15 protein-coding genes and 1 tRNA gene are annotated in these 13,602 nt (G+C 66.6%); 12 read left to right on the top strand and 4 right to left on the bottom strand.

The genetic code is table 11. The features are described 5' to 3' along the window. The first annotated feature begins 46 nt into the window (after positions 1-46). Genes OXG30_09640 through OXG30_09630 form a run of 3 tightly spaced genes read left to right on the top strand, consistent with a single transcriptional unit; the run spans position 47 to position 3,686 of the window. Positions 47-1,438 (top strand): TldD/PmbA family protein, encoded by a 1,392-nt coding sequence (locus tag OXG30_09640; protein ID MCY4135157.1) that lies wholly within the window; start codon positions 47-49, stop codon positions 1,436-1,438. Positions 1,439-1,478: 40 nt separating this feature from the next. Next, positions 1,479-2,825: a TldD/PmbA family protein gene (locus OXG30_09635; protein MCY4135156.1), complete on the top strand. Its 1,347-nt coding sequence runs from the start codon at positions 1,479-1,481 to the stop codon at positions 2,823-2,825. Between the two features lie 24 nt (positions 2,826-2,849). Beyond that, positions 2,850-3,686, top strand: a complete 837-nt coding sequence (locus tag OXG30_09630; GenBank protein ID MCY4135155.1) for an undecaprenyl-diphosphate phosphatase — start codon at positions 2,850-2,852, stop codon at positions 3,684-3,686. A 12-nt stretch (positions 3,687-3,698) separates the two neighbouring features. Here OXG30_09630 and OXG30_09625 read toward each other — a convergent pair whose 3' ends face one another. The 3 genes from OXG30_09625 to OXG30_09615 all read right to left on the bottom strand — a co-directional run bounded on the left by OXG30_09625 (position 3,699) and on the right by OXG30_09615 (position 5,768). Further along, positions 3,699-4,340 carry an SAF domain-containing protein gene (locus OXG30_09625; protein ID MCY4135154.1) on the bottom strand — a complete coding sequence of 214 codons (642 nt, stop codon included), beginning with the start codon at positions 4,338-4,340 and terminating at the stop codon, positions 3,699-3,701. 76 nt (positions 4,341-4,416) lie between these two features. Continuing rightward, positions 4,417-5,217, bottom strand: coding sequence for an S-methyl-5'-thioadenosine phosphorylase (locus OXG30_09620; GenBank protein ID MCY4135153.1), 801 nt, complete (start codon positions 5,215-5,217; stop codon positions 4,417-4,419). Positions 5,218-5,384: 167 nt separating this feature from the next. Beyond that, positions 5,385-5,768, bottom strand: coding sequence for an FmdB family transcriptional regulator (locus tag OXG30_09615; GenBank protein MCY4135152.1), 384 nt, complete (start codon positions 5,766-5,768; stop codon positions 5,385-5,387). 97 nt (positions 5,769-5,865) lie between these two features. Here OXG30_09615 and OXG30_09610 point away from each other — a divergent pair, with 97 nt between their 5' ends. From OXG30_09610 to OXG30_09570, 9 genes are all read left to right on the top strand, one after another. Further along, positions 5,866-6,444 (top strand): glycerol-3-phosphate acyltransferase, encoded by a 579-nt coding sequence (locus OXG30_09610; protein MCY4135151.1) that lies wholly within the window; start codon positions 5,866-5,868, stop codon positions 6,442-6,444. Continuing rightward, complete coding sequence (locus OXG30_09605; GenBank protein MCY4135150.1) at positions 6,414-7,649, top strand: molybdopterin molybdotransferase MoeA; 1,236 nt, start codon at positions 6,414-6,416, stop codon at positions 7,647-7,649. The genes OXG30_09610 and OXG30_09605 overlap by 31 nt, the downstream gene beginning before the upstream one ends. Positions 7,650-7,720: 71 nt before the next feature. Further along, the gene (moaA, locus tag OXG30_09600; protein ID MCY4135149.1) at positions 7,721-8,704 is read left to right on the top strand and encodes a GTP 3',8-cyclase MoaA; all 984 of its coding nucleotides are present in this window, start codon (positions 7,721-7,723) and stop codon (positions 8,702-8,704) included. Between the two features lie 35 nt (positions 8,705-8,739). Then, the gene (gene moaC, locus OXG30_09595; GenBank protein MCY4135148.1) at positions 8,740-9,243 is read left to right on the top strand and encodes a cyclic pyranopterin monophosphate synthase MoaC; all 504 of its coding nucleotides are present in this window, start codon (positions 8,740-8,742) and stop codon (positions 9,241-9,243) included. A gap of 448 nt (positions 9,244-9,691) precedes the next feature. Continuing rightward, the gene (locus OXG30_09590) at positions 9,692-9,979 is read left to right on the top strand and encodes a hypothetical protein (GenBank protein MCY4135147.1); all 288 of its coding nucleotides are present in this window, start codon (positions 9,692-9,694) and stop codon (positions 9,977-9,979) included. Between the two features lie 77 nt (positions 9,980-10,056). Further along, positions 10,057-10,130 (top strand) — tRNA-Ala (locus tag OXG30_09585). Positions 10,131-10,161: 31 nt separating this feature from the next. Next, a complete protein-coding gene (locus tag OXG30_09580; protein ID MCY4135146.1) occupies positions 10,162-11,166 on the top strand; it encodes a phosphotransferase family protein in 1,005 nt (334 codons plus the stop codon). A gap of 37 nt (positions 11,167-11,203) precedes the next feature. Beyond that, entirely contained in the window at positions 11,204-11,572 is a 369-nt protein-coding gene (locus OXG30_09575; protein ID MCY4135145.1) for a hypothetical protein, read from the top strand. A gap of 2 nt (positions 11,573-11,574) precedes the next feature. Next, a complete protein-coding gene (locus OXG30_09570) occupies positions 11,575-12,684 on the top strand; it encodes a hypothetical protein (protein MCY4135144.1) in 1,110 nt (369 codons plus the stop codon). Between the two features lie 12 nt (positions 12,685-12,696). On the opposite strand, the gene OXG30_09565 is transcribed toward OXG30_09570, so the two are convergent. Continuing rightward, a complete protein-coding gene (locus OXG30_09565) occupies positions 12,697-13,527 on the bottom strand; it encodes an SDR family oxidoreductase (GenBank protein ID MCY4135143.1) in 831 nt (276 codons plus the stop codon). Between the last annotated feature and the right edge of the window lie 75 nt (positions 13,528-13,602).

Genomic DNA, 13,602 nt, shown 5'->3' with positions numbered 1-13,602 from the left:
GGGAAGGGGGTGGGTAGGCTACTGCGGCAAGACAAAGGGAGAGGCTGTGATCGACGAGTCTGTTGTTGCCGGCACGCTGTCGGAGGCGTTGAAAACCGGGGGCGAGTTCGCCGAGGTCTTCGTGGAGGACCGGCGCTCGTCGTCGGCGCTGCTCGACGACGGCAAAGTGGAGGAGCTGAGCTCGGGGCGAACCCGGGGAGCGGGAATCCGCGTAGTGGTGGGCGATACCACCGGCTTCGCCCACACCTCCGACTTGACTGAGGCCGGTTTGGCCAAGGCGGCTCGGGCCGCGGCTTCCGCGGCCCGGGGTGGAGGCGGGGGCCACCAGGTTGTGGCTCTTGATCGGGTGGATGCGCCTGCCCCCCAAGAGGTGCAAGTGCTGCCCGAGACGGTGGCCAAGGCCACCAAGGTGGAGTTGCTGGGCCGGGCTGACGAGGCCGCCCGTGCGTCCGGCTCGGCCATAACCCAGGTGTCGGCCCGTTACGCCGATGGGCGCCGCCGCATTCTGGTGGCCAACAGCGACGGGCTGCTGGCCGGAGACGACCAGGTGCGCACCCGCTTCGCGGTGTCGTGCGTGGCGGTGGGCGACACCGGCATGCAGACCGGGTTCGAGAGCGTGGGGCGTCCCATCGGATTCGAGCTGTTCGACGAGTACGAGGTGGACGCCCTGGCCCGCACCGCGGCCAATCGGGCGCTCACCAAGCTGGCCGCCCAGCCCGCTCCCAGCGGCTCGATGCCGGTGGTTATCGGACCCGGCGGCGGCGGGGTGCTGTTCCACGAGGCCTGCGGACACGGCCTAGAAGCCGACTTGGTGGCCAAGCAGGCCTCGGTGTTCCGCAACCGGGTGGGTGAGCAGGTGGCCCACCCCGAGGTCACCCTCATCGACGACGGGACCATGGCCCGGGAGTGGGGGGCCTACGCCATCGACGACGAGGGCCGACCGGCCCAGCGCAACGTGCTCATCGAGAACGGCGTGCTCACCGACTACATGTGGGATCTGCTGCGGGCCCGCAAGGAAGGCCGGGAGAGCTCGGGTAACGGCCGCCGCCAGAGCTACCAGCACCTGCCCATGGTGAGGATGACCAACACCTATCTGGCCAACGGGTCCGAAGATCCTGCCGACATCATCGCCGCCACCGACCGTGGGGTGTATGTGGCCCACCTGGGTGGCGGCCAGGTGAACACCGCCACCGGCGATTTCGTGTTCGGAATGAGCGAGGCCTATCTGATCGAGAACGGCAAGATCGGCTCCCCGATCCGGGAGGGCAACCTCATCGGGAACGGCCCTGAAGTGCTGGCCGGTATCGAGGCGCTGGGCAACGACTTCGTCATGGGGTCGCCCGGCACCTGCGGAAAGGACGGCCAAGGTGTTCCGGTGGGCGACGGCACTCCCACACTGCGAGTGGCGTCGATGACCATCGGCGGAACCGCGGCGTGACGGCTCGCCACGCGGGGTTCAGCATCAAAAGGACTACGGCATGAACCCTGAGGAGCTGTTGGAGATCGCCGAGCGCATCGTGGGCTGGGGCCGTGACGGCGAACAGATCGAGGCAGTGGTCGGCCACAGCCAGGAGACCGATGTTCGGGTCTACGAAGGCGAGATCGAGTCGCTGTCGGTGGCCGAGTCGCAAGGCGTGGGCATCCGGGTCATTGCCGACAACCGCCAGGGGTTCGCCCACGCTGGAACCCTCGATCCGGCGGTGCTGGAGGAAACCCTGGCCGAGGCCCGCGACAACGCCGTGTTCGGCTCCCCCGACGAGTTCTTCGGCCTAGCCGAGCCCGACGGGGTGGACCCTCCGGAGCTCGACCTCTACAACGAGGCCCTGCTGGAGGTGAGCACCGAGGCCAAGATCGATATGGCGCTGGAATTGGAACGGGCGGTACTGGCCGGCGATCCCCGCATCGTGGGAGTGGAGTCGGCCGACTACGGCGACGCCTTGAGCGCCGACGCCATTGCCACCACCACCGGCATCCGCAGCACGGGAAGGGACACCTCGTGCTACCTCACCGCCTACTCGCTGGCCTCCGAAGGCGAGGAGACCCAGACCGGCTTCGGGTTCTCGGTGGGCCGAGAGCCCGGCACCCTCGACGTGGTGGTCGCGGCGAGCGACGCGGTGGAGCGGGCCACTCGGATGCTGGGGGCCACCCAGCCCCCCACCGAGCGGGTCACCGTGGTGCTCGACCCCTTCGTGACCGCCCAGTTCCTGGGCATCATCGGCAGCACCCTGTCGGGCGAGGCGGTGCTCAAGGGCCGGTCGCTGTTCGCCGATCGACTGGGCGACCAAGTGGCCGCGGCCACCGTCACCCTGGTGGACGACCCCACCAACCCGGAGGCGTTCACCGCCTCTGACACCGACGGCGAGGGCCTGGCCACCCGGCGCAACCTGCTCATCGGCGGTGGCCAGCTCGAGCAGTTCCTTCACAACAGCTACACCGGGCGGCGCTCAGGGTCGGCCTCCACCGGCTCAGCCGTTCGGGGATACGCCAGCACCCCCGGAGTGGGCTGCCAGGCGCTGTCACTGGTGCCCGGCGACCGGCCGCCAAGCGAGCTCATTGCCGGCATAGACAACGGGGTTTTAGTGCAGGGGGTGTCGGGGCTGCACTCAGGGGTGAACCCGGTAAGCGGCGACTTCTCCACCGGCGCTGAAGGGCTGCGCATCCGCAACGGCGAGTTGGCCGAGCCGGTGAGGGAGATCACCATCGCCTCCACCCTCCAGCGGATGCTGTTGGACGTGGCCGCGGTGGGCTCCGACCTCACCTGGTTGCCAATGAGCTCGGCGGGAGTGTCGTTGGTGGTGGCCGAAGTCACCATGTCCGGCGCCTAAGGGCTAGCCCCAGGCCACGAGGCCATGTCGGTTCTGCACGCCATTCTGCTGGGCATCGCCCAGGGGCTGACCGAATTCCTGCCGGTGTCGTCCAGCGGACACCTCCAGATCATCCCCTGGCTGGCCGATTGGAACGACTTCGAGGGCAACGACGACCTCAAGAAGGCCTTCGACGTGGCCCTCCACCTGGGCACATTGGTGGGGTTGGTGGCCTGTTTGCGTCGCGAGGTGTGGGCATTGGTGCGAGATGGGGTTGCCGCTGTGTCCCGGCGACAAGCAGCGATGACTGCCGAGGGCCGGCTGGGCTGGCTGTTGGTTTTGGCCACCGTGCCCGCCGCGGCGGTGGGGGTGGGGCTGCGGTCGGTGATCGACGAGGCCGACGACGAGGTGTGGCTCACCGCGGTGATGTTGGCAGTGTTCGGCGTTCTGCTGTGGTGGTCCGATCGACGTCATGGCCAGCGGCACACCGAGGACGTCGGGGTGCGCGACGCCGTGCTGCTGGGTTTGGCCCAGGCCTGCTCTCTCCAGCCGGGCGTCTCACGCTCGGGAGTGATCATCACCGCCGGGCGGCTGCTCTGCTTCGATCGCGAGACCGCCGCCCGCCTGGCCATGCTGATGAGCGTGCCGGTGATCGCGGGGGCCGGCGTCTATCAGTTCATCGACATCGGCGGGTGGGGAGGCATCCCCGCCGATGCCCGGGCCGCTTTCGCGTGGGGCACGGTGGTATCGGCAGTCACCGGTTTCGCCGCGGTCAAGGGACTGCTGGCCCTAGTGCGCACTCGCAGCTTCGGCCCGTTCGCGGTGTACCGGGTGCTGGTGGCCCTTCTGGTGCTTAGCCTCATAGCAGCCTCGGTTCGCTAAAGGCGACACCTCTCAACCGGCCTGGACCAAAGCCAGGGTCACCGATCCCTGGACTACCGCGGAGGCCACCGGAAGCAGCTCTTGGCCGGTGACGGCGATGGTGACGGCGTGCTCGGCCCTGTCGGTGACCATCGCGGCAGTGGCCACGGTGAGCGTGGCTTGGGTCTGGGTGCCGCCGTCGCCAGGCAGGGGCAGTGTCACCAGCACATCCACGAGGTCGCCGGGGGCCAGCGGGGGCAGAGCGGTGTGGGCGGGTATGGCCACCTCGGTTCGATCCCCTATGGGCAACCCGCCCAATCGAGCCGCGGTCACCACCTCACCGGTGTGGATGGCGGATGACGCCACTTCGTCGCCGCGGAGGGCGGCCACCGCTCCGGCAGGCAGGGTGAGAGCCGGGTGCCGTCGGGCTTCGGCATTTTGCTCACTCAACTGCTCTCCGGCTTCGATGGGTTGGGTGGCCACGATTACCGGGGTGAGTTCGCCCAGTGACGGGCCGCCTCCGGCCATGGCGGCGATGGCGGCTACCACCAGTCCGGTGATCGCTGCGGCCATCGCCACCACTATCCAGTAGCTGCGCCGCCCGCCCGGCAGTCGGGCTAGAAGCGAGCCCCGCCAGGTGAGGGCTTGGTCGTCGGATTCGGGAGATGCGGCCACCAGCGCGCGCCTTCGCGATGCATGATGCGGGGGAAGCGTCGCTCAGGTTAGCTGCGGTTTGGGTCGTTGGGAAGGGTCAGGATTCCGGCAGGGGCGGGTCGATGCCGTTGGTGCGGTTGGAGCAGTCGGGGAGATTGCGGGCAATGGCCCGAATGGCGCCGAACAGCACTGCTCGCATTTTGTCGACGTTCTGGGCGAAGAAGGCGAACACCTCGTCTTGGGTGACCGGCTCGATGTCGGGATCGTCGTCCAGGCCCACGTCGTAGTCGGTGACCAGCGCAGCGGTGGCATAGCAGATACCCAGCTCGGCGGCCAGGGCGGCCTCGGGGTACTGGGTCATCCCCACCACGTCCCAGCCGTTGTCGCGGAACCAGCGGGACTCGGCCCGAGTGGAGAAGCGGGGGCCCGAGATCACCGTCATGGTGCCCCCATCGTGGGCGGTCATGCCCTCGGAGCGGGCGGCGCCAAGCAGCGCCTGGCGGAGCTCGTCGCAGTAGGGGTCGGCCAGCGAGACGTGGTTGGTGACGGTGTCGAAGTAGGTGTCGGCCCGGCCCGAAGTGCGGTCGACCAGTTGGTCGCACACCACTATGTGGCCAGGAGCGAGCTCACGACGCAGCGAGCCGCAGGCGCTTGGTCCGAATATGGCCCGAACCCCGGCTTGTCGCAGGGCCCACAGGTTGGCCCGGTAGTTGACCTTGTGGGCCGGATATCGGTGGCCGGGGCCGTGGCGAGCCAGAAATACCACCTCGATATCGTCTACCAAGCCGATAGTGAGTGGCCCCGACGGTGGACCGAAGGCATCGTCGCCGGGAACTTCTACGGCATCGTCCAGCAGGGAGTAGAGACCGGAGCCGCCGATGACGCCGATCTCAGGCATGGCTAGTGGTGTGTCGCAGGAATAGCGCCGTGGATCGCGACGGCAGCGGCGTTCCTCGCAAGGCGCACCGACGCAGCCATACCCGGAGCGTACGGCAAGGAGGAGCAACGCCGCGAGGGGCGTCGATGCCTAGCAGGACACGAGCGATTATTCCTGCGACACACCACTTAGTCGTCGGAGGAACTGGAGGCGGCTTTGGCCGGTTCGCGGCTGGAGGACTCCGATGAGCTGCTGTCGGACTTGCCAGCGTCAGGCTTCGCGGCGTCGGACTTCTCTGAGCCGTTGGAGCTGTCGCCGTTGGTTGAAGAGCCGGCCACGGTGGATGACTTGGCCCCTGAGCGGCTGTCGTTGCGGTAGAAGCCGTCGCCCTTGAAGGTGATGCTGGGGACGCTGAAGACCTTGGAAACCTGGCCCTTGCCGGGCTGGGTGCAGGCGGCGGGGCTGGCGATCGAATCGGCTTTGGGGCAGAGCGTCAGGGAATCTTCGGAGAACGACTGGATGACTTCGAAGAGGGTGCCGCAGGTTTGGCAGTTGTAGTCGTAGGCGGGCACGGAGTTAAAGGATAGGGGTGGGTTGTGTTTGTTGGCTATCTGAGGGTGGTACCAGCCTCCGGCAGGCTGGCGGGTCCCACTTTTGTATTGTTGGCGCGTGGACTGGGCATGGTGGCTCGTGCTGGCCGGCTATGCGTGGGGGACGTTTCCCGGCGCGCTTTTGGTGGGGAGGTATACGGGGCACGATCCGACGCGGGAGGGGTCGAAGAACCCGGGGGCCAGCAATGTGTACCGGGTGGCGGGGCGGTGGCCGGCTGCTTGGGTTCTGCTCAGTGATGTGGGAAAGGGATTCATCGCTGCCGGGCTGGGCCTGATCTTCGGCGACCAGTTGATTGGGGCAGCGTGTGGTGCGGCCGCGGTGGTGGGCCATATCGTGCCGCTGGGACGCTACCGCGAAGGGGGCAAGGGGGTGGCCACCTTCGAGGGAATGCTGTTGGCCCTCACCCCGGTGGTAGGGGTAATTCTCATCGGCGTGTGGGCGGTGGCTTTGGCCGGCACCAAGCGGGCTGGCGCGGCCTCGCTGGTGGCGACGGCGGCTGCGCCGGCGGCGGTGGCCATCCAGGGGTGGCCGGCGCCCGACGTCGGCGTGGCGATTGGGGTGACGGTGGTGGTTGTCGCCCGCCACCATGAGAACATTCGCCGCATGTGGCGACGACAAGAACCGGCTCTCTGGTGATGATTCCGCTGGCTGAAGCCCAGGAGCGGGTGCTGGCGGGGTGCAACCTGCTGGACGAAGTGGTCGTTGGGGTAGACCACGCCCGAGGGCTGGTCACCACTGAGACCGTGGTGGCGCCTGAGCTGGTTCCCCCATTCGACAACACGGCGATGGACGGTTTTGCGGTGCGATCGTCCGACGTGGCCGATGCGCCGGTGACTCTGGCCGTTGCGGGCACGGTGGCCGCGGGCGTGCCGCCCGATATCACTGTGGGCGCCGGACAGGCTGTGCGCATCATGACCGGGGCAGTCATACCCCCCGGTGCCGACGCAGTGGTCATGGTGGAACTCACCGAGACCAGTCCCGACGGCACCGGGGTGACCGTGGCCCAGTCGGTGCCCGCGGGCAACCACATTCGCCGGGCCGGCGAGGACCTGACGGTGGGCCAGACGGTGTTCGGGCCGGGAGAGGTTCTGACTCCCGGGCACTTGGGAGTGCTCACCAGCCTGGGCATGTACCAGGTGAGGGTGCGGCCGAGGGCTCGAGTGGGGGTCATGTCCACCGGCGACGAGCTGGTCGAGGGGCCGCAGCCGCTGGAGATGGGCCAAATCCGCGATTCCAACCGGCACACGCTGTTGTCTTTGCTGGCTGAGGCCGGGTGCGAACCGGTGGATTTGGGCAGCATGGCCGATGACGAGGATGAGATTGCCGCCGGCATCCGGGCGGGAGTGGAGAAGTGCGACGCCCTTTTGACCTCGGGTGGGGTGAGCATGGGCGACTACGACTACGTGAAGAAGGTGCTCGACGAGATCGGCGACATGTCTTGGATGCAGGTGGCCATAAAGCCGGCCAAGCCGCTGGCGTTCGGTCTGGTGCAGGGCATCCCGGTGTTCGGGCTGCCGGGCAATCCGGTGTCGTCCATGGTGTCGTTCGAACTGTTCGCCCGGCCCGGCCTGCGCAAGATGATGGGCCATCCTCCCGATACCTGGCATCGCCAGCCGGTGATGGGCCGCGTGGCCGAGGGGTTACGCCGCCGACCCGACGGAAAGACCCACTTCGCCCGAGTTCGAGTCGAGTACGCCGACGGCGAGTTCCTGGCCCGATCGGCCGGAGGCCAGGGATCGCACCAGCTGTCGGCCATGGCCGCAGCCGACGCCCTAGCCGTGCTGCCCGACGGCGACGGCCTCGACGTCGGCGAGGCGGTGTCGCTGCTCATCCTGCGCTGACCGCGAGCCAACCGGCCCCGGATTGGCTTTCCACAGTGTGTTCGGCGCCTTATTCGGCCAGAATGGGGGGAGTGAGCGTGCCGCTGATCGACACCTTTGGACGGGTACACCGGGATCTCCGTATCTCGATAACCGACCGATGCAATTTCCGCTGCACGTATTGCATGCCCGCCGACGGGCTCGACTGGCTGCCCCGCGAAGACCTGCTCACCTTCGAGGAAATCGAGCGCATCGCCAAATTGATGGTCGACCGCTTCGGCATAGACAGCATCCGCCTCACCGGCGGGGAGCCCACTGTGCGGGCCAACTTGCCGGTGCTGGTGGAGAAGCTCGCGGCCTTGGGCGTCGATCTGGCCCTGACCACCAACGGGGCTACCCTGGGTCTTCTGGCCGAGAAGCTGGCCGCCGCCGGGTTGCGGCGGATCAACATCTCTCTCGACTCCCTTCGACCCGAGCGGTTCGAGGAGTTCACTCGCCGGGACGAATTGGACCGGGTGCTCGACGGAATCGACGCCGCCCTGGCCGCCGGACTCAACCCGGTGAAGGTCAATGCGGTGATGATGCGGGGCATCAACGACGACGAGATCGTGGACTTCGCCCGGTTCGGCCGAGACAAGGGCGTGGAGGTCCGGTTCATCGAATTCATGCCGCTGGACGCCGACCTCTCGTGGAGCAACGACAAAGTTGTCACCCTCGACGAGATCGTGACCACGGTGGGCGAGGCGTTTCCCCTGGCCCCCGTTGAGCGATCCCATTCACCGGCCGCGGTATGGCACTACGCCGACGGCCAGGGTTCGTTCGGGGTGATCGCCAGCGTGACCGACGCCTTCTGTGGAAATTGTGACCGGGTACGGCTCACCGCCGAGGGCATGTTCCGCAACTGCCTGTTCGCAGTAGATGAGCACGACCTTCGGGAGCTGGTGCGCTCGGAGGTCAGCGACGATGAGATCGCTGCCGTCATCTCCGATGTGGTCAAGGACAAGTGGGCCGGGCACGCCATCAACCAGGTGCACTTCATCCGCCCCGGCCGATCGATGTCACAGATCGGGGGCTGATGTGACATGGGGTCTTGCGTGACTAGGGGGCTGATGTGACCGACGTCGGATTCACCCACCTCGATCCTCTCGGCCGGGCCCGCATGGTGGACGTAACTCCCAAAGATCCCTCGCACCGCCGGGCCATTGCTCGGGCCAAGGTGTTCATGAGTGCCGACACCGCCTCAGCGGTGGCCCGGGGTGCCATCGGGAAGGGGGATGTGCTGGCGGTGGCCCGGGTAGCGGGGATCCAGGCGGCTAAGCGCACTCCCGAGCTCATCCCGCTGTGCCACCCGTTGCTGGTGGGGGCGGTGTTGGTCAACTTCAGGATCGAGGACACCTACATCGAGATCGAGGCCGAGGTGGAAACGATCGACCGGACCGGGGTGGAAATGGAAGCCCTCACGGCCTGTTCGGTGGCCGCTCTGACGGTTTATGACATGTGCAAATCGCGGGACAAGGAGATGGTGATCGGAGAAATCGCCCTGTGGGAAAAGACAGGTGGGCGCTCTGGTTCTTATCGGCGTTTGGAGGATGCCGACTCGACCTACAACGACTGACCGTATCCCCCTGAAATGCCTGCTGAAGACGGGGTGGCGCGGGTGGACTTTCTGTAGTAGAACCGTAACAAGTGTTAAGTCCCTGTAATGTCCATCTGCCTATTGCCGTAGCGCGTTCAGACAGCCTTCGCGAAGGGTGCAGGCACGACCATCCACCAGTGAGCCCACTAATAGGGCTTACGATTAATCGTGCAAGGGACCCCCGAGATTGGTGACATCAGTGTTGCTCATGATCTTGGCAGCTGCATGGGCTGCCTTTTTGCTACCGCCCCTGATTCGCCGGGCGCGTAACGGGCAATTCGGGTTTAGGCGGCGCACGCCGCAGTTGGGTTTCCGCGCTCCGCTTCGCTCTGTGAATCCCCGTCTGGCTGAGCGGGGTGCCATGGCCGCTCCAGTGGTGGCCCTTCGGCCCAATATCACCCTGCCGCCTCGGGTGTACGCTAATCAGATGGCTTCGAATTCGAATCGAGGGATACCCCGGACTTCGATCGACGCCCGCCGCCGTCGGCGCCGCATCCTGGTGACGCTTATCGTGGGTGCGCTGGCCTCCTTCGTCTTCGCCGTCTATCTGGGCGGATTCGCCTTAGTGGTACACCTGCTGATTGACGCCTTGCTGTTGGGCTACGCCATGCTGCTGGTCCAGCACCAAAGAACCCGCGAGGATCGGCTCAATCCGGTCGGTGCCGACGACTCACAGCCCCGCTCCTGGGACGTGGCCTCCGGCGGCCAGCGCTGATCTCTTCTTCCCGCTGACACCCGCTCATTCCAATCGCGGTTCGGCGCGTCTCCCCCATTAGGCTTGATTCGGCATTTGGGGCTGTAGCTCAGTTGGCTAGAGCGCCTCGTTCGCAACGAGGAGGCCGGCGGTTCGAGTCCGCTCAGCTCCACTCCGCGCCGAGTCGGTAGCGTGTTCTTTCGATGACCGGGGACTTTGACGCCGCCCTAGAAGGATTCATCCGAGCGCGCTTGGGCGAGGTTTACGGGCTTCGGGTGGAAGGCGAGGCTCGGGCCATCGGAGGGCAGTCACGGGAGAATTGGCCGTTCGATCTGCATTGGCAAGATGGCGGGCAGTCGCACCATCGACAGCTGTTCTTGCGGCGTGATCCGGTGGGCAGCGTGCTCGAAACCGACCGCAGGGTGGAGTTTGAGGTGCTGCGGCGGTTGCACGACCAGCCGGTGCGATCTCCCGAGGTGGTGTGGCTGGACGCCGACGGGTCGGAACTGGGCCGCCCGGCGATGGTGATGACCCGCTATGACGGCCACAACGACCACTTCATTCTGCAAGGAGGCGACGGTCGGCCCGACGAAGACTCCCGAGTGGGGATCGCCTCGCAGATGGTGGATCTGATGATCGAGATTCACGCTCTGGACTGGAAAGGCGCCGGACTAAACGAGGTTCTGGCTGTGCCCGCTGATCCGGCGGAGGCGGCCATCGACGAGTGGGCCGCGGTGATCGAGCGCCAGTCATTGGAGCCCCAGCCGGTGCTGGCCTATATCGAGCAGTGGATGCGCCGCAACCGGCCCGAGCCCGGCGAGATCACCGTGGTCCACGGTGACATAAAGCCGGGCAATGTACTGTTCGACGGCAACTTGGTGCAGGTGCTGCTGGACTGGGAGACCGTGCACTTGGGCGATCTCGCCGAGGATGTGGGATGGGTGACCAACCCGCTCCGCCGGGTCGAGCACCAGATTCCCGGACGGTGGGAGGCGGCAGATCTGGTGTCGGCCTATGAGGCTCGCACCGGCCGGACCGTCGACCGGGATGCGCTGCGATTCTGGCAGGTGCTGGCCAACTACAAGCTGGCGGCCATCGTCATCACCGGGGTGCGCAGCTTCTGTGACGACCGCACCCTTCGGGTGTGGTTAGGAGCTGGACAACTAGCCAAATTGCTTTTGGCCCAGACCGCGGAGGAGTTGGGATGAGACCGACATTGAGCGAGCAGATTGAGGAGCATCTGGGATGAGACCGACATTGAGCGAGCAGATCATCGGGGCCCGCCGAGTGCTGGTGGAGTTGGCCTCCCCCGAAGTGTCTGACTCCTATACGCAGGAGCAGATCGCCTTTGCGGCCGCGGCTCTGGAGCACGCCGCGGCGCGATGGTCTGAGGTGCTGCCCGATCTGGTGATCGACATTCGGGCTCTGGAAGAGGTCTTGGGCATCGAACCCGCGGCGCTAGAGGAAGCCGTGCCCGGCGTTGTCGACTACGAGGCAGCCGACGTATACCACCGGAGCCTGCGGGCCCAGCTCACCGATGAGATCATGAGCGGGTCTGAGCAGTCCCCCGCGGTGCGGGCCTACTTGGCCGATTCCACAGAAAGGCTGAAGTAGCCATGCTCGGACCCCTTGACGACACCCTGTGGCACCAGATTGCCGAGCCGTTCGAGCACGTTGGCACGTCTGATCCCCGGTTCTTCGACCGCTACTGGTTCGCCATCTACGACCCGGCCGGACAGGCCGCGGTGCAGTTCACCATGGGCTCCTACAACAACATGAACGTGATCGACGGCGGGGTGGTGATGGTGCGGGGCGGCACCCAGCACAATCTGCGGGCGTCGCGGGCGCTGCGCCCCCGCTTCGAGCCCGAGGTGGGGCCGATGCGGGTGGAGCCGACGGTCCCGCTGGAAGAGCTGAGGGTGATCCTGGCCCCCGGCGATCACTCCATCGCCTGCGATCTGGTGTGGCGGGCCGAGCTGGCCCCGGAGATCGAGAAGCCCCACGTAGAGCGGGAGCGGGGCCGGGTGGCCCAAAACTACCAGCGGTTCAACCAGGTGGGGGTGGTGGACGGCTGGATCACAATCGGCGACGAGGGCTTGGAGGTGGATGGCTGGTGGGGCGGCCGGGACCACTCCTGGGGAGTGCGCCCCTCCATGGGCATCCCCGAGCCGGTGACCGGGCCGCCCCGCCGCCACAGCGAGGTGGGCACCTTGTTCTACTTCCTGTTCTTCTCCACCAACCATCGGGCCGGGCACGTGCAGATCATGGAGCGGGGAGCGGAGCGGGTCTACCTCACCGGGCTGATCCGGGATCGGGACGCTCCCGACACCGACGGCCACGTCACCCAGGCCGATCTTTCACTGGACTTCTTCGCCGACACCCGTCGGTTCTCGTCGGCCGAAATGGCAGTGCAACTGGACGACGGGCGGTCGCTGCGGCTCGGCTCGGCACCGCTGGGTTCGGCGGTGGCCATGGCCGGGCTGGGGTACAGCGGCGGTTGGGACGACGAGCTCGGCCTCGGCGTCTATCGGGGCGAGTCCTACGTCGAGCACGAGATCTGGGACGTGAGCCACCCCGCCGATGTTGTAGCGACCTCCGGTGAGGTGTTCACGCCGATGCACCGCATCGCCCCGGTCACGGTCACCACCAACGACCCCGAAGAGTCCGGCACCGGCAGCCTCACGATGATCGCCAACGGCCGACTTCCTCAGTACGGCTTGGACTGAGCTCCCCCCAGATCAAGGCACGTCAGGGAGGTTGGTGAAGCCTCGGCCGTCGGCGCGGCGGTACCAGCCCTGGGCGGTCATCGTGCCGCCATCGACGGGGATGGTCTGGCCGGTCATGAAACGGGACTGATCGGAGGCCAAGAACAGGGCCACCTCGGCGAAGTCGTCGGGGTTTCCGAAGCGGCACAAGGGGATATTCCGGGTTACCTGCTCGAGGGGTCGGCCCCGCAGCATCTGGTCGAGGGGGGTTTGCAGTGTGACGGCCATGTCGGGAGCGATGCAGTTGACCCGGATATTCTGGTCGGCCATTTCCAAGGCGATTGATCGGGTGAACGCGATGATGGCGGCGTTGGACGCCGAATACACCGCGATCCGGGGCATGGCCCGCAAGGCCTCCACCGTGGACACGTTCACGATGGTGCCGCCGCCCCCTTCCACCATGGTGGGCAGGAATGCATGGGTGCAGCGCAATACGTGGCGGAAGGTGATGTCGATCTGGGCATCCCAGTCGGCCTCGGTGGTCCTGATGAACTTGCCCGCACCCGGCCGGTAGTCGCCCACGTTGTTCACCAGCACGTCCACTCGGCCCTCGCCGAACTCCACCGACGCCCGGTGGAACTCGGCCACTACCGCGGCGTTGGTAATGTCGCCCACCACCGAGATGGCCCGCCCTCCGGCCTCGGTGATGTCGCCCACTGCGGTGTTGGCCAAGTCGGCGTCGATGTCGTTGACCACCACTGCGGCCCCCGCCTCGGCGAACAACCGGGATATGCCGCCCCCGATACCCCCGCCTCCACCGGTGACGGCTGCGATCGTGTTGGCTAATGGCGTTGCGCTCGGCATCCGGGCTTTCTAGCGCATGCAGCGGTCGGCCTGTGAATTGGTCAGGCCGACCGGTGCGGCCCGGTCAGGCGGTCG

The sequence above is a fragment of the bacterium genome (assembly GCA_026708015.1).
Lineage (GTDB): Bacteria > Actinomycetota > Acidimicrobiia > Acidimicrobiales > Bin134 > Poriferisocius.
Note: the sequence above shows the minus strand (reverse complement) of the source record. Positions and strands in the feature narration are given on the sequence as shown.

Coding starts and splice junctions, on each gene's coding strand:
- OXG30_09635 (MCY4135156.1), top strand. CDS start 1,479: ATGAACCCTGAGGAGCTGTTGGAGATCGCCGAGCGCATCGTGGGCTGG.
- OXG30_09630 (MCY4135155.1), top strand. CDS start 2,850: ATGTCGGTTCTGCACGCCATTCTGCTGGGCATCGCCCAGGGGCTGACC.
- OXG30_09620 (MCY4135153.1), bottom strand. CDS start 5,217: ATGCCTGAGATCGGCGTCATCGGCGGCTCCGGTCTCTACTCCCTGCTG.
- OXG30_09590 (MCY4135147.1), top strand. CDS start 9,692: ATGGCTTCGAATTCGAATCGAGGGATACCCCGGACTTCGATCGACGCC.
- OXG30_09580 (MCY4135146.1), top strand. CDS start 10,162: ATGACCGGGGACTTTGACGCCGCCCTAGAAGGATTCATCCGAGCGCGC.
- OXG30_09575 (MCY4135145.1), top strand. CDS start 11,204: ATGAGACCGACATTGAGCGAGCAGATCATCGGGGCCCGCCGAGTGCTG.
- OXG30_09570 (MCY4135144.1), top strand. CDS start 11,575: ATGCTCGGACCCCTTGACGACACCCTGTGGCACCAGATTGCCGAGCCG.
- OXG30_09565 (MCY4135143.1), bottom strand. CDS start 13,527: ATGCCGAGCGCAACGCCATTAGCCAACACGATCGCAGCCGTCACCGGT.